Source organism: Sphingomonas sp., assembly GCF_965248875.1.
Classification (GTDB): domain Bacteria; phylum Pseudomonadota; class Alphaproteobacteria; order Sphingomonadales; family Sphingomonadaceae; genus Sphingomonas.
The window spans coordinates 1292375-1310158 of record NZ_CBDFKR010000011.1 but is presented as its reverse complement, the minus strand read 5'-3'; the positions used below and the strand labels follow the sequence as shown (position 1 = coordinate 1310158).

The following is a 17784-nucleotide window of genomic DNA, read 5'->3' as shown; positions in this document are numbered from 1 at the left end:
TTGAGCCGGGCTCCCGCTCCCTCTACCCCGCATCCTAGGAAGCGGGATCGCGGCGGTCGGGCCGCGACGTCCGCAGCAAGGAAATCACGATGCGCGCCGAAGCGCAGGCTCATGTCGACCAGATCAACGATGCGCTTCAGTTGCTGCGCCGCTTCCTGGACTGGGACCGCGCGCTGCGCCGCCTCGACGAACTCAACGCGCGGGTCGAGGACCAGGCACTGTGGAACGATCCGAAGGCGGCGCAGGAGGTGATGCGCGAGCGGCGGCGGCTGGATGAGGCGATCGCCGCCACGCTGGCGATCGAGCATGAGCAGGCCGACACGGTCGAGCTGATGGAGATGGCCGAAGCCGAGGGCGACGATGCGATGGTCGACGAGGGCGTCGCGGCACTGGCGGCACTGGCCGAGCGCGCCGAAGCGGACAAGGTCAAGGCGCTGCTGTCGGGCGAGGCGGACGCCAACGACACTTATGTCGAGATCAACTCGGGCGCGGGCGGCACGGAGTCACAGGACTGGGCCGAGATGCTGCAGCGCATGTACACGCGCTGGGCCGAGCGGCATGGCTACAAGGTCGAGATGATCGACTATCACGCGGGCGAGCAGGCGGGGATCAAGTCGGCGACGCTGCTGCTGAAGGGCGAGAACGCCTATGGCTATGCCAAGACCGAAAGCGGGGTCCATCGGCTGGTGCGGATCAGCCCCTATGACTCGTCGGCGCGACGGCACACCAGCTTTTCGAGCGTGTGGGTCTATCCGGTGATCGATGAGAATATCGAGGTCGACTATAGCGAGAGCGATCTGCGCATCGACACCTATCGCGCGAGCGGCGCGGGCGGGCAGCACATCAACACGACCGACTCCGCGGTGCGGATCACGCACATCCCGACCGGCATCGTCGTCCAGTGCCAAAACCAGCGCAGCCAGCACAAGAACAAGGCCGAGGCGTATAACCAGCTGCGCGCGCGGCTCTACGAGCGCGAACTGGCGATCCGCGAACAGGCCGCCAGCGCGGAGAACGCGTCGAAGACCGATATCGGCTGGGGCCATCAGATCCGGTCCTATGTGCTGCAGCCGTACCAGCTGGTGAAGGACCTGCGCACCGGTGTCGTATCGACCGCGCCCGGCGACGTGCTGGACGGCGCGCTCGACCCGTTCATGGCGGCGGCGCTGTCGCAGCGGGTGACGGGGGAGAAGGTCGCGGTGGAGGACGTCGAATAGTGGCGGACGGGCGTGCAATCGCGGGGGCCCTGCTCCTCCTCGCCGCTTGCGACGGGTCAAAACCGCTGGTCCCCGAGCGTCCGGCGCATGGCCCGGTCTTTCCCGCCCCCGACCGGCCGGTGGCGCACATCGTCTCGCCGCGCTGGTCGACCGAGGAGGCGCGCGACCGCGTCAACGAAGCGGGCGCGGTGATGAACCAGGCGGGGCTCGCGCCCGGCATGACGGTCGCCGACATCGGTGCGGGCGAGGGATATTACACGATTCGCGCGGCGGCGCGGGTCGGGCATAACGGGCGGGTGCTGGCGGAGGACATCATTCCTGCCACCCGCGACGCGCTCGCGGAACGGGTGACGCGCGAGCGGCTGGAGAATGTCAGCGTCCGGCTGGGCCTGCCCGCCGACCCGCGGCTGCCCGTGGCGAGCTTCGACCGGGTGTTGATGATCCACATGTATCACGAGATCGAGCAGCCTTTCGAGTTCCTGTGGCGGATGCGGCCGTCGCTTAAGCCCGGCGGGCTGGTCGTGGTGGTCGACGCCAACCGGCCGACCGGCGAGCACGGCACGCCGCCGGCGCTGCTCCAGTGCGAGTTCGCGGCGGTGGGGTATAGGCAGGTCTCGCGGCAGGAGATGCCGTCGGCGGGAGGGTATCTGGCGACCTTCCGCGCGGTGGGCTCGCGGCCGGAGCCCGGCATGATCAGGGCGTGCAGAGTTAGGTGATGATCCTCGATATCCACAGGGCTGGAAAACTGAACACGCTGCCGGTCGGTCGATGAACGCTAGCCGACCGACATGAGGCAGTATCTCGACCTGATGCAGCGCGTGCTAGACACCGGGACGCAGCAAGCAGACCGCACCGGCACGGGAACGCTGTCCGTTTTCGGCCACCAGATGCGATTCGACCTTCGCGCCGGATTTCCGGTTTTGACGACCAAGCGTCTGCACCTGAAGTCCATTTTCGTCGAACTGCTCTGGTTCCTGCGTGGCGACACCAACGTGCGTTGGCTGCAGGAGCGTGGCGTAAGCATCTGGAATGAGTGGTGTGATGCCGACGGCGAGTTGGGTCCGGTGTATGGGAAGCAGTGGCGCGATTGGATCGCCGCTGACGGGCGGCACATCGACCAGATTGAAGAACTCAGCCGGCAGATCAGGACCGAGCCGCATTCACGCCGCCAGATCGTCACCGCATGGAACCCGGGCGACCTGCACGCGATGGCCCTCGCGCCGTGCCATTGCCTGTTCCAGACCTATGTAGCCGACGGCCGGCTGTCGCTCCAGCTGTATCAGCGGTCGGCGGATGTATTCCTGGGCGTCCCGTTCAACATCGCCTCCTACGCCTTGCTGACGCACCTGCTCGCCGACCAGGCGGGGCTGGCGGTCGGCGACTTCATCTGGACGGGGGGCGATTGCCACCTCTACCTCAATCATCTGGAGCAGGCGCGGCAGCAGCTCGGGCGCGAACCGGGCGCGCTGCCGCGGCTCGAGATCAGGCGCACGCCGCCGTCGATCGGCGGGTACGAGTATGAGGACTTTGTCATCCATGACTATTCCGCCCAGCCGCACATCAAGGCGCCGGTGGCGGTCTAGCCTGCTGCTCGCGGCGCTGGCGTCCGGGATGCTCCTGTCGGTCGGGGCCTCGCCGGGGCTGGTCGAGCGCACCGTCGTGCCGTCGGCCGCTGACGCGGGCGTCCGCGAGTTCAACGACCCCAGCCTCGCGGTCAGCCGCCCCGGCCTGGCCGCGGACGCGCCGCTGGCGGTGTTCCTGCCCGGCACCGGCGGGCGGCCGGAGAACACGCGCGTGCTGCTCGGCGTGATCGCGGGCCAGGGCTATCGCGCGCTGGGCCTCGAATATGACGACATGCCCGCGGTGGTGCAGGTCTGTCCGCAGAACCCGGACCCCTCCTGCGCCGCCAGGTTTCGCGTGATGCGGATCGACGGCGCCGGCAGCGGCGCGCCGGTAAGCAACCCGGCGGCGGAGGCGATCGTGCCGCGGCTGGTCGCGGCAATCCGGGCGCTGGACCGCGACGCGCCGGGCGAGGCCTGGGGCGGCTATCTGAACGGCGGCCAGCCGCGCTGGGACCGGATCGTCGTCTCCGGCCTGTCGCAGGGTGCGGGCATGGCCGCCTTCATCGCCAAGCAGCACCCGGTGCGCCGTGTCGTGCTGTTCTCCAGCCCGTGGGACTTCACGCTGCCCGGGCGGCGACTGGCGCCGTGGATCGCCGGGCCGAGCGCGACGCCGGCGGACCGCTGGTGGGCGGAATACAACATTCGTGAGAACACCGCCGACCTGCTGCAACAGGCGTACCGCACGCTCGGCGTCCCCGCCGATCACGTGCTGGCGTTCCGCCGCGACCTGCCGCCGGGCTCTGGCGGCGGGCCCAACCCGTATCACGGCGTCACCGTGCGCGATCCCGGCTATGCGCCGCAATGGCGCACGCTGTATGGCGCACCCTGAGGAGATCGCATGGACATCACCCACCTCATCCTCGACGAACACGCGCAGCAGCGGCAGCTGTTCGCACTGATCGACGAGATCGACCCGTCCGACACCCCCGCGCTGACGGCGATCTGGGGGCGGCTGCGCGCGCTGCTCGACGCGCATGCGGAGGCCGAGGAGCGGTTCTTCTACCCGCGGCTGATGCAGGTCGGCACCGGCGGCAACGACGCGCCGTCGGCGGCGGAGGAGACCGAGGACGCGATCGAGGATCATAACGAGATCCGCGACGCGGCGACGGCCGTCGAGAAGGAGGCGGTCGGGTCGGACGCCTGGTTCGCGGCGGTGGGCAAGGCCAACAAGGCGAACGGCGACCACATGGCGGAGGAGGAGCGGCAGGGGCTGACCGACTTCCGCAAGCATGCCTCGGTCGAGGAGCGCCACGCGCTCGGCATCCGCTTTGCCGCGTTCGAGGCGCAGCACCTGATGGGGGTCGAGCCGGTCGACAAGGATCCGAAGCAGTGGGTGAAGGAACACAAACCGCGTTGATTACCCTGGTGCTGGCGCGCGCCGCGAATGGGGTTATCGGCCGCAACGGCGGGCTGCCGTGGCACATCCCCGCTGACCTGAAGCGCTTCAAGGCGCTGACGCTGGGCAAGCCGATGGTGATGGGGCGCAAGACCTTCGAAAGCTTCCCGGCGCCGTTGGCGGGGCGGCGCCATATCGTGCTGACCCGCGACCCGGCGTGGCGCGCCGCGGGGGCGGAGGTGGCGCATTCGGTCGCGGCGGCGCTGGCGCTGGCGGGGGATGACGTCAGCGTGATCGGGGGGGCGGCGGTGTTCGCGCTGTTCGTGCCGCTCGCGGACCGGGTCGAGCTGACCGAGGTCCATGCCGCGCCGGAGGGCAACGTCGTCGTGCCGCCGTTTGCGGGCTGGCGTGAGGTGGCGCGGGAGGATCATGCCGCCGAGGGGGAGCGGCCAGGATATTCCTTCGTAACGCTTGCGCGAGCTTAGCTCCTCCCCGCTTGCGGGGAGGTGGCAGCCGGTTTGCCGGCTGACGGAGGGGGCGCTCCTCCAGCACAGCCCTCGCGGGCCGCCCCCGCCACCACTCGCTTTGCGAGTGGTCCCCCTCCCCGTCCCGGGGAGGAGCGGGTAGCGCCGCTCGAACGGGCTCCGTATAGCGGCCGCCATGCAGCGGCTGGACGGCGATGCTCTGGCTCCGGCCGACCTGCGCGGCGGCGTGGTCGCGCTGGGCAATTTCGATGGATTCCACCTGGGGCATCAGGCCGTTGTTGGCCGCGCCGTCGAGCGGGCGCGGGCCGAGGGACGGCCGGCGCTGGTGGCGACGTTCGACCCGCATCCGGTACGCTACTTTCGTCCCGATGCGCCGCCGTTCCGGCTCACGACGCTCGACCAGCGCGAGCGGCTGTTCGCGGCGGGGGGGGCGGATGCGATGGTGGTGTTTCGCTTCGACGCGACGCTGGCGGCGCTGACCGCCGAGCAGTTTGTGGCGGAGCGGCTGGTCCACGGGCTCGGTGTCGCGGGCGTGGTGACGGGCGAGGACTTCACTTTCGGGCGGGCCAAGGGCGGCAACACCGCGGTGCTGGCGACGCTTGGCCACGCACAGGGCTTCAGGGCGGAGACAGTCGGGCCGGTGGCGCGCGACGGCGAGCCGGTGTCGTCGTCGCGGATCAGGGCGATGCTACAGGCGGGCGACCCGCTCGGTGCGGCGCGGCTGCTGACGCGGCCGTTCGCGATCGAGGGGGTGGTACAGCATGGCGACAAGGTGGGGCGGACGATCGGCTATCCCACAGCGAACCTGGAGTTGGGGCCGTATCTGCGCCCGGCCTATGGCATCTATGCGGTGCGGGGGCGATTGCCCGATGGCCGCGTGCTGGACGGCGCGGCCAATCTGGGGGTGCGGCCGACCTTCGATCCGCCCAAGGAGCTGTTGGAGCCGTATTTCTTCGACTTTGCCGAGGACCTGTACGGGCAGCGGATCGAGGTTGAGCTGGTTGACTATCTGCGTCCGGAGGCGAAGTTCGACAGTCTGGCGGCGCTGACGGCGCAGATGGAGCGCGACTGCGCGCGGGCGCGGGCGGTGATGACGGTCGGAAGTAGAGGCTAAGTAGAGGGTCGAACGCTTTATGCGGCGGGCGGCCGGCGCGTGGAAGTAGAGGCTAAGTAGAGGCTCGCGCGTCGCGATCGTGCGGGCCGTGGCGGGCGGAAGTTTAAGCGAATTGCGCTGCTTGCCTCGCTGCGCGATGCGGTGGTCCAGTGGTGTCAAAGAGCGCGGCCCAGGTAGCGCCAATGCCCCTTGTAGGACAGCGGTTTGTGTCGGCCGACACCTGCGGCTAAGGCCGCGCGCACCGATGACCGATGCCTCTGCACAGCCTGCGCGCGACGCTCAGCGCGACTACCGCGACACCGTCTTCCTGCCGAAGACCGATTTTCCGATGAAGGCGGGGCTGGCCGCCAAGGAGCCGGGCATCCTCGCGCGGTGGCAGGCGATCGGGTTGTACGATCGCCTCCGCCGTGAGCGCGCCGGACGCGAGCGGTTCATCCTGCACGACGGCCCGCCCTATGCGAACGGCAACATCCACATGGGCCATGCGATGATGAAGGTCCTGAAGGACTTCATCGTGCGCAGCCAGTCGCTGCTGGGCAAGGACGCGCCGTTCATTCCGGGGTGGGATTGTCACGGCCTGCCGATCGAGTGGAAGGTCGAGGAGCAGTATCGCGCGAAGAAGCTGTCGAAGGACGATGTCCCGGTGGCGCAGTTCCGCGCCGAGTGCCGGGCCTATGCGCAGAGCTGGATCGACGTGCAGCGCGCGCAGTTCCAGCGGCTGGGCGTGATCGGCGACTGGGCCGACCCGTATGTCACGATGAGCTATGACGCCGAGGCGGCGATCGCGGGGGAGCTGCTGAAGTTCGCCGAGACGGGGCAACTCTACCGCGGCGCCAAGCCGGTGATGTGGTCGCCGGTCGAGCAGACCGCGCTGGCCGAGGCCGAGGTCGAATATGAGGACGTCGTATCGACGCAGATCGACGTGGCGTTCGAGATCGTCGAGGCGCCGAACGCGCCGGAACTGGTCGGCGCGCACGCGGTGATCTGGACGACGACGCCGTGGACGATCCCGGTGAACCAGGCGCTCGCCTATGGGCCGGAGGTTGAGTACGTTCTACTCTCCGTCACTGCTGATACGATCGGCGTAGGCACGAAAGGCGACAAGCGCGTCAATGATGTGCTGGCGGCAGCCAAATTGCCATTTCACACTAACCGTATTTCTAAGTTTCTCGTGGCAAAAGACTTGGCAACTTCCTTCGCTGATCGTCTTAATAAGGTAGTCAAGGCGCTCGACTTCGGCGAAGTCGGTGCACCTTCTTTGCAAGAGTACATAGATCCATACTCAGAACGAGATGCGTCGATCAAAGGCGCCGACCTCGCCGGCGCCGTCGCCCGCCACCCGATGCACCAACTCGGCGGCTTCTTCGCCAAGCCCCGCCCGCTGCTGCCGGGCGACTTCGTCACGACCGATGCGGGCACGGGGCTGGTCCATATGGCGCCGGATCATGGCGAGGACGACTTCCTGCTGTGCAAGCAGTACGGCATCGACCCGGTGTTCGCGGTGGACGGCGCCGGGATGTACCGGGCGGACTGGGCGTGGCTGGGCGGGCAGGGGTCGGTCATCAACAAGAAGTTCGTGTCTGCCGAGGGACCGATCTGCGCGGATCTGCGCGCGGCGGGGGCGTTGCTGGCGGCTTCGGACGATTACCGGCACAGCTATCCGCATTCGTGGCGGTCGAAGGCCAAGGTGATCCAGCGGGCGACGCCGCAATGGTTCGTGGCGATGGATAAACCCCTCTCCCTCCGGGAGAGGGGGGAGCCTGCGCAGCAGGCGGGGGGCGAGGGTGACGAGAGTGCGTCGCGCTCACCCTCACCCCGCGCGGCTGCGCCGCTTGCCCCTCTCCCGGAGGGAGAGGAGACTTCCACCCTCCGCTCCACCGCGCTCGACGCGATCGCCGCGACGCGGTGGGTGCCAGCTCGGGCGGAGAACCGCATCCGTGCGATGTTGGAGGGGCGGCCGGATTGGGTCCTGAGCCGCCAGCGCGCGTGGGGGGTGCCGATCGCGCTTTATGTCCACCGGCAGTCGGGCGAGTATCTGCGCGACCCAGCCGTCAATGCGCGCATCCTGGCCGCATTCCGCGAGGGCGGAGCGGACGCCTGGTTCACCGCCGACCACGCCGCGCTGCTCGGGCCGGGGTACGACCTTGCCGATTGGCAGCCGCAGCGCGACATCCTCGACGTGTGGTTCGACAGCGGCTCGACGCACGTCTTCACGATCGAGGCGCGGTACGGCGCGGGCGTGCGTGCGGACCTGTATTGCGAAGGGTCGGACCAGCATCGCGGGTGGTTCCAGTCGTCGCTGCTGGAGAGCTGCGGGACGCGCGGCGAGGCGCCGTACAAGGCGGTGCTGACCCACGGCTTCGTGCTCGACGAGAAGGGCCGCAAGATGTCGAAATCGGTCGGCAACGTCGTCGACCCGATGAGGATCGTCGACGAGAGCGGCGCCGACATCGTCCGGCTGTGGGTGGCGCAGGCCGATTACTTCGACGACCTGAAGATCGGCCCGAAGGCGATCGCGACGGCGAGCGACACCTATCGCAAGCTCCGCAATACCTTCCGCTATCTGCTCGGTGCGCTCGACGGGTTCGAGGAGGGTGAGCGGGTCGCACCGGACGCGATGCCGGAGCTGGAGAGGTATATCCTGCATCGGCTGGCGATGCTCGACGCCGAACTGCGCGAGGCGGTCGGCGGGTTCGATTTCACCCGCTACCTCCGGCTGCTCGCCGACTTCGCACAGGACGAGCTGTCGGCCTTCTTCTTCGACGTGCGCAAGGACTCGCTCTACTGCGATGCGCCGGCTGACCCGAAGCGGCGGGCGTACCGGAGCGTGCTCGACACGCTGTTCCATGCGCTGGTGCGCTGGGCAGCGCCGATCCTGGTCTTCACCGCCGAAGAGGTGTGGCAGGAACGGTTCCCGAGCGAGGATGAGTCGGTGCATCTGCTCGAATGGCCCGAGCTGCCGGTGACCGACCCCGACCCGGCGCTCGCCGCCAAGTGGCGCGACGTGCTGGCGCTCCGGGCGCAGGTGACGGAGGCGATCGAGCCGCTGCGGCGCGAGAAGACGGTGCGCTCGTCGCTGGAAGCCGAGGTGCACGTGCCCGCGATGCCAATGACCGCGGGCGATCTGGCCGAGGCGTTCATCGTCGCGCGGGTCGAGGAGGGCGAGCTGGGGGTGATGCGGACGGAGTACGACAAGTGCGGGCGCTGCTGGCGGCATCTGCCCGAGGTCGAGGATGGCGGTTTGTGCGACCGCTGTGCGACGGTAACGGCATGAGCCGCTTTCCGCGCAACGCGCTGCTCATCGCTGCGCTGATCTTCGCGGTCGATCAGGCGCTGAAATACTGGATCACGGTCGGGCTCGACCTCGATTACCTGAGCGCGACGCGCGAGATCACGTCCTTCTTCCGCCTGACCTTCGTGGCGAACTGCGGCATCTCGCTGGGGCTGCTGCAGGCGCATACCGGCAGCCAGGCGGTGCGCTGGGGCGTGACGCTGGTGACCAGCGCAATCGCGGGCGCGGTGCTGTTCTGGCTGTGGCGGGAGAAGAACCCGGTGGATCGGCTGGCGCTGGGCTGCGTGTTCGGTGGCGCGCTGGGCAACATCGCCGATCGGCTGCTCCCGGAGGGCGTGCTGGGCAAGGTGACGGGGGACCGGGTGCATTATCCGGGCTGCGTGATCGACTTCGCCGATCTTCATTTCGGGGACTGGCGTCCGTTTTTGGTCTTCAATGTCGCGGATGCGGCGATTACGATAGGCGTGCTCGTGCTGCTCGTGCGCGCCCTGCTCGGGCGTGAGAAGCGCGCCCCGATGGAGAGTATCAATGCGTAAGATAATTCTGCTCGTCCCGGGCGCGATGTGTGTGGCGATGCTGTCCGGATGCGGCGGGCGGGCGTTGGGGCGCAGCGGACCGGACGAGTTCACCGTCGCGCGGCAGGCGCCGCTGGTGATTCCGCCCGATTATTCGCTGGTGCCGCCGCAGCCGGGCGCAGCACGGGCGGGCGACAACAACCCGTCGCAGCAGGCGCTGGACGCGCTGTTCGGCGGGACGGCGGCGCGCAGTGCGGTGGAGAGCAATGTGGTCGGCGCGGCGGGCGGGCAGACGGCGGAGGCCGGCATCCGGACCAGCGTCGATCCCGGCACGACGGTGACCGACCGTGGCTCGACCACGCGCGACATCGTCGCCGCGCCCGAGGGCGACGGCCAGGATGCGCGTGCCGCTGCGGGGGCGGCCGCTACGACGACAACGACGACTGCTCGCCATCCGTAGGCAGCCCCGCCGCCGGCGGCGGTATCGCCCGGACAGCCTGCGCCGTCCGGGGGCGCCCGCTCCCTAAAAACTCACGCCCACCGAGGCGACGACGCCCGACGAGCTGATGTTGCGCTGTCGCGTACCGGCCGGATTGTAGATGCCACCCGCGCTCACCGGGATGTAGGAGTCCTTGTCGGTATCGACATAGCTGACGCCGACGGTGATGTGGTTGAAGGTGGCCGATGCGCCCAGGTTCCAGTCGGTATAGCCGTCGCCGATCGACAGATAGCTGGGGCCGAAGGTGTGACCCAGATGGCCGCTGACGCTGAGCGGCGTGTGCGGGATGCCCGCGGACAGGTCACCGGCGAGATAGAGATTGTCCTCGGTCGGCCGCACGCCGGTGCTGAGCGCGCGCGCCTTTGGTGCATAGTTGGCGGTCAGCTTGCCCGTCACCGGACCGTATGTCGCCGAGATGTCGACATAGGGCTCGACGAAGTCGGTGTTGGCATGGCCGCCGCCCGGATAGTAATAATAGAGCACGCCGCCGTCGAGCTTCACCCCGTTGTGGAAGGTGTGCGAATAGCCGGCGATCAGGTCGAGCTCCTGGTCGCTGCCGTTGGCAATATAGTCGTCGATCGTTGAGCCCCAGAACGACGCATAGACGCCCGATCGATGGGTCACGGTGGCCGTCGCCTGCACGGCGACCTTGCGATTGGTCTGGGAAATGCCGCGGAAGCGATAGTCGGATACGATCGTCGCGCCGCCGGTGACGGTGAACGTGGATGGCGGCGCGGTCTCCTGCGCGGCGGCGGGGGTGGCGACGACGGCGAACGGCGCGAGCAGCAGGCCGGCGGCCAGCGCACGGATCGGGATTGGGGTGAAGCGCATCGAATTACCCTTTACGTGGCGTGGAGGTCGATGTCCCCGCCTGCTCGTCAAGCGCCGCCTCTGTCGAAGCTGGGCAGCGTCATATGACGGTGACGTTGCATGTCAGGGCGGGGGAGGCGGCACAAGTAACTTCTGTGCGGCGGCGAAACGCTTTGCGACCGGTTGTTGCTAAAATGCCGCAGCGCAGCATCATGGTCCGGCGGCATGCCAGGCGACGAAGGCGCGGTCGAGGTCGGCGATGAGGTCGTCGGCATCCTCCAGCCCGATCTGCAGCCGGACCATCGGCCCGGCGCGGTCGCGATGGGTGACGGTGCGGTGGCGTTCGGGATCCACCGGGATCGCCAGACTTTCGAACCCGCCCCAGCTGTAGCCGATACCGAATAGCTTGAGCGCATCGATGAACGCGACGCGTTGCGCGTCGCTGCCGCCCGCGAACACGAAGGCGAACAGCCCGCTGGCGCCCCTGAAGTCGCGGACGAACTGCGCGTGGCCGGGGCACGACGGCAGTGCGGGGTGGAGCACGTCCGCGACCTCCGGCCGTGCGGCGAGCCAGTGCGCGATCGCCAGTGCGGCGCGGCCATGCTGTGCCAGGCGCACCGCCATCGTGCGCAGACCGCGGCTGCCGAGCCAGCTGTCGTCCGGGGAGGCGACCTGGCCGAGCTGGAACGATGTGTCGCGCAGCCGCGGCCATAGCGCGGGCGTGGCGGTTACGCTGCCGAGCATCGCGTCCGAATGGCCGACGACATATTTGGTGCAGGCGAGGATCGACAGGTCGATGCCGTGCGCCAGCGCCGGAAACAGCAGCGGCGTCGCCCAAGTGTTGTCGAGCAGCGTCACGACCCCGCGCGCGCGCGCCGCCGCGGTGATTGCGGGGACGTCTTGGACCTCGAAGCTGAGCGAGCCGGGGCTTTCGAGCAGGATAGCGCGGGTCTGCTCGCCGATCAGCGCGGCGATGCCGGCGCCGACCAGCGGATCGTAGTAGCGCGTCGTGATCCCCAGCCGCGCCAGCAGCCCGTCGGCGAGGTTGCGGGTCGGGTCGTAGGCGGTGTCGACGCAGAGCAGCTCGTCGCCGGGCGACAGCACAGCCACCAGCGCGGCGGCGATCGCGGCGACGCCGGACGGGTAGAGGAAGGTTGCCGCCGCCCCTGGCTCCAGTTCGGTCAGTGCATCGGCGAGCGCCCATTGCGTCGGCAGGCCGCGGCGGCCGTAGAAGAGGTTGTGGTGCGTGTCTTTCACCCGCGCGCGCAGGTCGGCGACATTGTCGTAGAGGATGGTCGACGCGCGCCAGACCGGCGGGTTGACGATCCCCTGCGTCCATTCCGGGCGGCGACCGGCCGTGACGACCTGTGTGGCCGGACCCGGCCGTTCCTCGCCGCCGCTCACGGCTGAGTCGCGCTACCGCGGAAGTTGTCAAAGTTGTGGCAAGACGCGCCTGTTTTCGGAGTCGCCGGCTCTTCGCAATGCGGAGGAGCATCGGCGGGGGCGTCGAGCGGGCACGGCATGATTTGCCTAATGACCAACCGGCGCGAAGTAGGACAGCATTTCTTTTGGCCGTTACACCTCGCCCATTGCCTTGGCGGTGGCCGGGCTCGCGCCCCATTCGGACCAGCTGCCGTCGTACAGCGCCGAATCGCGCCCGAGCAGGTGCAGCCCGAACGACAGCACCGCGGCGGTGATGCCCGAGCCGCAGGTGGTGATGATGCGCCGGTTGAGGTCGACCCCCGCCGCGGCGAACGCCTGCGCCAGCGCGTCGCCGGTCTTCCACGTGCCGTCAGGGTTGAAGAGGTCGCCGGACGGCAGGTTCTTCGCGCCCGGCATGTGCCCGGGTGCGACGCCGGGACGGGGATCGGGCTCGTCGCCGGTGAAGCGCGCGGCGGAACGGGCGTCGAGCAGCTGCGCGTCGGCGAGGCGCAACGCCTGCTGGACCTCGTCGAGCGTGCGCACGTCCTCCGGCTCGGTCCGCCCGTCGAACTTCGCGCGGCGCGGCCGTTCGTCGCCGCCGACAAGCAGACGCCCCTCCGCCTTCCATTTGGCGAGCCCGCCGTCGAGCAGCGCGACCGAGCGCGCGCCGAACTGGCGGAGCATGAACCACGCCCGCGCCGAAGTCCGCCACGGCGAATCGTCGTAGAGGACGATGCGATCGCGGTCGCCGATCCCGAGCGCCTGCATCCGCCCTGCGAACTTCATCCGAGACGGCATCATCATCGGCCGCGGATCGGCGATGTTGCGCAGCTCGCCGAGATCGAGGAACACCGCGCCGGGAATATGCGCCGCCGCATATTCAGCGGCCGGATCGCGGCCCGTGGCGGCGTCGACATAGGTGGCGTCGACGACGCGGAGGTCGGCGGCGTGCGGTTGCGCCGCCAGCCAGTCGGTCGAGACCAGATCGTCCATGACCGCGTTCAATATCCGTCGGGACCACCGTCGTCGAGAGACGCCAGAAAGGCCGCCGCCTGCGCCCGGATCAGCACCTGATGTTCAGGCGCGAAGCGATCCCAGGTTCGATATGGTCCGCGCAGCCGCGGGTTGCTGCGCAGCTTGTCCTCGTGACGGGCGTGAAAGTCCCAGTAGAGGGCGTTGAAAGGGCAGGCATCGGGGCCGAGCCGCTGCTTGGGGTCATAGCGGCAATGCCCGCAATAGTCGGACATGCGGTCGATATAGGCGGCCGACGAGACATAGGGCTTGGTGCCGAGCAGGCCGCCGTCGCCGAACTGGCTCATGCCCAGCGTGTTTGGCAGCTCGACCCACTCATAAGCGTCGAGATACACCTCAAGATACCAGCGATGGACCTGCGCCGGGTCGGCGCCGATCAGGAGGGCGAAGCTGCCCGTCACCATCAGCCGCTGGATATGGTGCGCGTGCGCGGTCGCGAGCGTCTGGCCGATGCTCTCGCGCAGGCAGAACAGGTCGGTGACGCCCGTCCAGTACCAGCCGGGCAGGTTGCGGGTGTGGCCGAGAAAGTTGCGGGCCACGTAGTTCGGGCCCTCGCGCCAGTAGATGCCGCGCATATATTCGCGCCAGCCCAGAATCTGGCGGACATAGCCTTCGACCGAGTTGAGCGGGGCGCGGCCGGCGCGGTATTCGGCCTCGGCGCGGCGGCAGAGATCGAGCGGATCGAGCAGCCCCGAATTGATGTAGGGCGACAGGATCGAATGCCACAGGTGGCGCTCGCCGGTCAGCATCGCATCCTCGTATGCGCCGAACTGCGGCAGCGCGTGGGCAAAGAAATACGCCGCCTGCGCTTGCGCATCGGCGGCGGTGACGGCCCAGTCGAACCCGTCGAGCGAGCCCGGGTTGCCGGAGAAGCGTGCGGCGACAAGGTCGATCACCTCGCGCGTGATCGCATCGGGGGCAAAGGCGAGCGGCCGCGGCATCAGCAGGTCGGCCTGGGCGGGCTTGCGATTCTCCTTGTCGAAGTTCCACCGGTCGCCGACCGGCTTCGCGCCCGCCATCAGCAGGCCGTAGCGGACCCGCATCTCGCGGTAGAAGCCCTCCATGACGAGGCGGCCCGGCTGTCGTTCGGCCCATTCGGCGAAGTCGGCATGGCTGGCGAGAAAGCGGGTGTCGGGCCGGATGTCGACGGGGAGACCGAACAGCGTCTGCCATTGGTCGAGCATCGCGGCGACGCGCCACTCGCCGGCTTCGGTGACGACGATGCGCGTGGGGGAATGGCGCTGGACGGCGCGGGCGATCTCGCCGGTGAAGCTGCCGCTGTTGCCGTGATCGTCGAGACGGACATGGTCGACCCGCCACCCCGCCGCGCGCAGCGCGTCCGCATGGTGGCGCATCGCCGACAGGATGTAGGCAAGCTTCGCCTGGTGGTGGCGGACATAGGTCGTCTCGTCGGCGGCCTCCATCAACAGGACGATCGTCGCCGCGGGGTCCGCGCCGTCGAGCGCGCTGATCGAGAGGGAGAGCTGGTCGCCGAGGATAGGGACGAGGACGGTCATGCGTTCGCTTTTTATTCCGTGCTGCAGGCGCTAGATAGGCCGGGCATGACGGACTCCAACCAGCTCCTCCATCTCGGTCAACCGAGCCGTTTACCTGCATCACCGGACGCGGCGGTGCTCGATTACGTGGCCAACCCCCGCCCGGGCCGGACCTATCTGGTGCGCTTCGCGGTGCCGGAGTTCACGTCGCTATGTCCGGTCACCGGCCAGCCCGATTTCGCGCATCTGGTGATCGATTATGTGCCGGGCGCGACGATCGTCGAGTCGAAGTCACTCAAGCTGTTCCTGAGCAGCTTCCGCAATCATGCCGCCTTTCACGAGGATTGCACGGTCGGCATCGGCGAGCGGCTTTCCGCCGAGATGCAGCCGCAATGGCTGCGGATCGGTGGCTACTGGTATCCGCGCGGCGGCATCCCGATCGACGTCTTCTGGCAGTCGGGGCCACCGCCGGCCGATCTATGGCTGCCCGATCAGGGCGTGGCGCCGTATCGCGGCAGGGGCTGACGCGCCCCTGCGCCAGGCTGCTTCGCACGTGCGGCAGAAAGCATGTTGCAATGCAGCATCAATGCAACCATCTTAACCCTTGAAGGTTCATCCGGGAGCAAGGTGAGCACCAACGAGGCGCGAACGCATGGCGACGGGAAAGAAGCTGTCTGAGATCAAGAAGTTGGCGCTGATCGGCAACTTCCTGCCGCGCCAGTGCGGGATCGCGACCTTCACGACCGACGTCTATGAGGCGATGCGCGAACGCGTTCCCGAGGTGGCGGTCGACGTCTATGCGATGGACGATTATCCGGGCCGCTACGCCTACCCCTCTGCGGTGACGGCGACGATCCCGGAGCAGGAGCTAGCCGCCTATATCGACACCGCACGCCGGATCGAGGCGAGCGGGGCGGAAGCGATCTGGCTCCAGCATGAATATGGCATTTTCGGCGGACCTGCCGGCGAGCATATCCTGGCGCTGCTCGATCGCACGACGCTGCCGCTGGTGGTGACGCTGCACACCGTCCTGGAACAGCCCAATGCCGATCAGCGCCGGGTCATGGAAGGGCTGCTGCGCCGCGCTGCGCGCGTCGTGGTGATGGCGGAGCGGGCGCGTGAGATCCTGACGCGGGTGTACGGCGCCAGCCCGAAGCAGATCGTGATGATCCCGCACGGCGTCCCCGACCGCGCGCTGGCCGATCCCGACCAGCTGAAGCCGCGCTTCGGCTGGGAAGGGCGCGACGTCGTCCTGACTTTTGGCCTGCTGTCGCCGGGCAAGGGCATCGAGACGGTGATCGAAGGACTGCCGGCGGTGGTCGCCAACCACCCGAACCTGCTCTATGTCGTCCTGGGCGCCACCCACCCCAATCTGGTGGCGCATGAGGGCGAGGCGTATCGCGATCGCCTGAAGGCGCAGGCGGCGGCGCTGGGGGTCGGCGATCACGTCCAGTTTGTCGACGAGTTCGTGGTCTATGACCGGCTGCTCGACTATCTGCAGGCCGCGGACATCTATTGCACGCCGTACAAGAACCCGCAGCAGATCACGAGCGGGACGCTGTCCTATGCCGTTGGGGTCGGCCGGCCGGTGGTGTCGACGCCCTATGTCCACGCGACCGAGATCCTCGCCGACGGGCACGGCGTGCTGGTGCCGTTCGACGATGTGGCGGGCTTCGCGCGCGAGATCGATCGGCTGCTGGGTGATGACGCCGCGCGGCGGGCGCTGTCGGCGAGCGCTTACGCGCGCGGGCGGACGATGATCTGGCCGCGGCTGGCCGAGGCGATGCTGGCCGCTACCGTCGACAGCATCGCGGCGCGGCCGCTGCGGCTCGGCAGCAAGATGCGGGTGCCGTCGCCGCTCGCCCCCGATCTTTCGGCGGTGGTGCGGATGAGCGATGCCACCGGCATGCTCCAGCATTCGATCTATTCGGTGCCCGACCGCCGCCACGGCTATTGCATCGACGACAATGCTCGCGCGCTGATGTTGATGAGCGCGATCCCCGATCTCGATCCGGTCGAGCGCGACAGATGGACGACGATCTATGCGTCGTTCGTGCAATATGCCTGGAACCCGGAGGCGCGGCGCTACCGTAATTTCATGCGTTTCGACCGGACCTGGTGCGAGGATGTGGGGTCGGAGGACTCGAACGGCCGCGCGTTGTGGGCGCTGGGCGTGACCGCTCGTGACGCGCGTGACGCGAAGCACCGTGACTGGGCGACGGTGCTGTTCGACGAGACCGCCAGCCTGGCGCTGGAGCTGGGCTCGCTGCGGGCGCAGGCGTTCGCGATGCTGGGCGCCGCGGCGATGCTGGAGGCGCGGCCGGGGCATGAGCTGTCGCTCTCCATCCTGCGCCGTTTCCCCGACACGCATCTGGCGCTGCTCGCCGAAGCGCGGCGGCCGGAATGGCAGTGGTTCGAGATCGTGCTCGCCTATGACAATGCCCGGCTGCCGCAGGCGCTGATCGCCGCCGGGCGCGCGCTGCGGCGGCCGGACCTGATCGAGTGCGGGTTGGCGACGCTCAGCTGGATCGTCGGCAAGCAGACCTCGCCCGCGGGCCGCTTCCGTGCGGTCGGGACCGAGAGTTTCCACCGGCCCTATGCCGAGCCGATCCAGTTCGATCAGCAGCCGCTGGAGGCGCAGGCGACGGTGGATGCCTGTGTCGAAGCGTACCGGGCGACCGGCGACGCGCGGTGGGTGGCGGAGGCCGAGCGGGCCTATGGATGGTTTCTGGGCGCCAACGATCTGGACCTGCCGCTCGTCTCGCCCGACGATGGCGGCTGTTTCGATGGGCTGATGCCGACCGGATTGAACCGGAACCAGGGTGCGGAGTCGATTTTGGCACTGCAACTGGCGTCCTGCGTCATTTCCGGGCTTGGCCAGGCGCAGGCTGGCGTGCCAGAACCGGACCGCGCCGCCGCGTAGCCTCGCTCGCGTCCGGCCATT

General features: G+C 68.5%; 16 protein-coding genes. 12 read left to right on the top strand and 4 right to left on the bottom strand.

Features of this window, described 5'->3' with window-relative positions:
• Positions 1-89: 89 nt before the first annotated feature.
• The 10 genes from prfB (at position 90) to ACP2AD_RS13565 (ending at position 10041) form a co-directional block, all read left to right on the top strand.
• Positions 90-1217 (top strand): peptide chain release factor 2, encoded by a 1128-nt coding sequence (gene prfB, locus ACP2AD_RS13610; RefSeq protein WP_425230583.1) that lies wholly within the window; start codon positions 90-92, stop codon positions 1215-1217.
• Positions 1217-1933 (top strand): class I SAM-dependent methyltransferase, encoded by a 717-nt coding sequence (locus ACP2AD_RS13605; protein WP_425230582.1) that lies wholly within the window; start codon positions 1217-1219, stop codon positions 1931-1933. The genes prfB and ACP2AD_RS13605 overlap by 1 nt, the downstream gene beginning before the upstream one ends.
• A 72-nt stretch (positions 1934-2005) precedes the next feature.
• Positions 2006-2800, top strand: a complete 795-nt coding sequence (locus tag ACP2AD_RS13600; protein WP_425230581.1) for a thymidylate synthase — start codon at positions 2006-2008, stop codon at positions 2798-2800.
• Positions 2801-2828: 28 nt separating this feature from the next.
• Positions 2829-3668, top strand: a complete 840-nt coding sequence (locus ACP2AD_RS13595) for a BPSS1187 family protein (RefSeq protein WP_425230580.1) — start codon at positions 2829-2831, stop codon at positions 3666-3668.
• Positions 3669-3677: 9 nt separating this feature from the next.
• Positions 3678-4196, top strand: coding sequence for a hemerythrin domain-containing protein (locus tag ACP2AD_RS13590; RefSeq protein ID WP_425230579.1), 519 nt, complete (start codon positions 3678-3680; stop codon positions 4194-4196).
• Positions 4193-4660, top strand: coding sequence for a dihydrofolate reductase (locus tag ACP2AD_RS13585; RefSeq protein ID WP_425230578.1), 468 nt, complete (start codon positions 4193-4195; stop codon positions 4658-4660). The genes ACP2AD_RS13590 and ACP2AD_RS13585 overlap by 4 nt, the downstream gene beginning before the upstream one ends.
• 175 nt (positions 4661-4835) lie before the next feature.
• The gene (locus ACP2AD_RS13580; RefSeq protein WP_425230577.1) at positions 4836-5774 is read left to right on the top strand and encodes a bifunctional riboflavin kinase/FAD synthetase; all 939 of its coding nucleotides are present in this window, start codon (positions 4836-4838) and stop codon (positions 5772-5774) included.
• Positions 5775-6018: 244 nt separating this feature from the next.
• Entirely contained in the window at positions 6019-9048 is a 3030-nt protein-coding gene (gene ileS, locus ACP2AD_RS13575) for an isoleucine--tRNA ligase (protein ID WP_425230576.1), read from the top strand.
• Positions 9045-9602 (top strand): signal peptidase II, encoded by a 558-nt coding sequence (gene lspA, locus ACP2AD_RS13570; protein WP_425230575.1) that lies wholly within the window; start codon positions 9045-9047, stop codon positions 9600-9602. Before ileS ends, lspA begins: the two co-directional genes overlap by 4 nt.
• On the top strand, positions 9595-10041 hold the full coding sequence (locus tag ACP2AD_RS13565; RefSeq protein WP_425230574.1) for a DUF3035 domain-containing protein: 447 nt from the start codon (positions 9595-9597) through the stop codon (positions 10039-10041). Before lspA ends, ACP2AD_RS13565 begins: the two co-directional genes overlap by 8 nt.
• A gap of 63 nt (positions 10042-10104) precedes the next feature.
• Here the strand turns inward: ACP2AD_RS13565 and ACP2AD_RS13560 are convergent, their stop codons facing one another.
• The 4 genes from ACP2AD_RS13560 to ACP2AD_RS13545 all read right to left on the bottom strand — a co-directional run bounded on the left by ACP2AD_RS13560 (position 10105) and on the right by ACP2AD_RS13545 (position 14861).
• Complete coding sequence (locus ACP2AD_RS13560; protein WP_425231176.1) at positions 10105-10890, bottom strand: TorF family putative porin; 786 nt, start codon at positions 10888-10890, stop codon at positions 10105-10107.
• Positions 10891-11100: 210 nt separating this feature from the next.
• Entirely contained in the window at positions 11101-12294 is a 1194-nt protein-coding gene (gene metC / locus ACP2AD_RS13555) for a cystathionine beta-lyase (protein WP_425230573.1), read from the bottom strand.
• A gap of 171 nt (positions 12295-12465) precedes the next feature.
• Positions 12466-13305 (bottom strand): sulfurtransferase, encoded by an 840-nt coding sequence (locus ACP2AD_RS13550; RefSeq protein ID WP_425230572.1) that lies wholly within the window; start codon positions 13303-13305, stop codon positions 12466-12468.
• A gap of 8 nt (positions 13306-13313) precedes the next feature.
• Entirely contained in the window at positions 13314-14861 is a 1548-nt protein-coding gene (locus tag ACP2AD_RS13545; RefSeq protein ID WP_425230571.1) for a cryptochrome/photolyase family protein, read from the bottom strand.
• 45 nt (positions 14862-14906) lie between these two features.
• On the opposite strand from ACP2AD_RS13545, the gene queF reads away from it, so the two are divergent.
• Together queF and ACP2AD_RS13535 are read left to right on the top strand one after the other, a co-directional pair.
• On the top strand, positions 14907-15365 hold the full coding sequence (gene queF / locus ACP2AD_RS13540) for a preQ(1) synthase (protein ID WP_425230570.1): 459 nt from the start codon (positions 14907-14909) through the stop codon (positions 15363-15365).
• A gap of 127 nt (positions 15366-15492) precedes the next feature.
• Entirely contained in the window at positions 15493-17763 is a 2271-nt protein-coding gene (locus ACP2AD_RS13535) for a glycosyltransferase (protein ID WP_425230569.1), read from the top strand.
• The last annotated feature ends 21 nt before the right edge of the window (positions 17764-17784 follow it).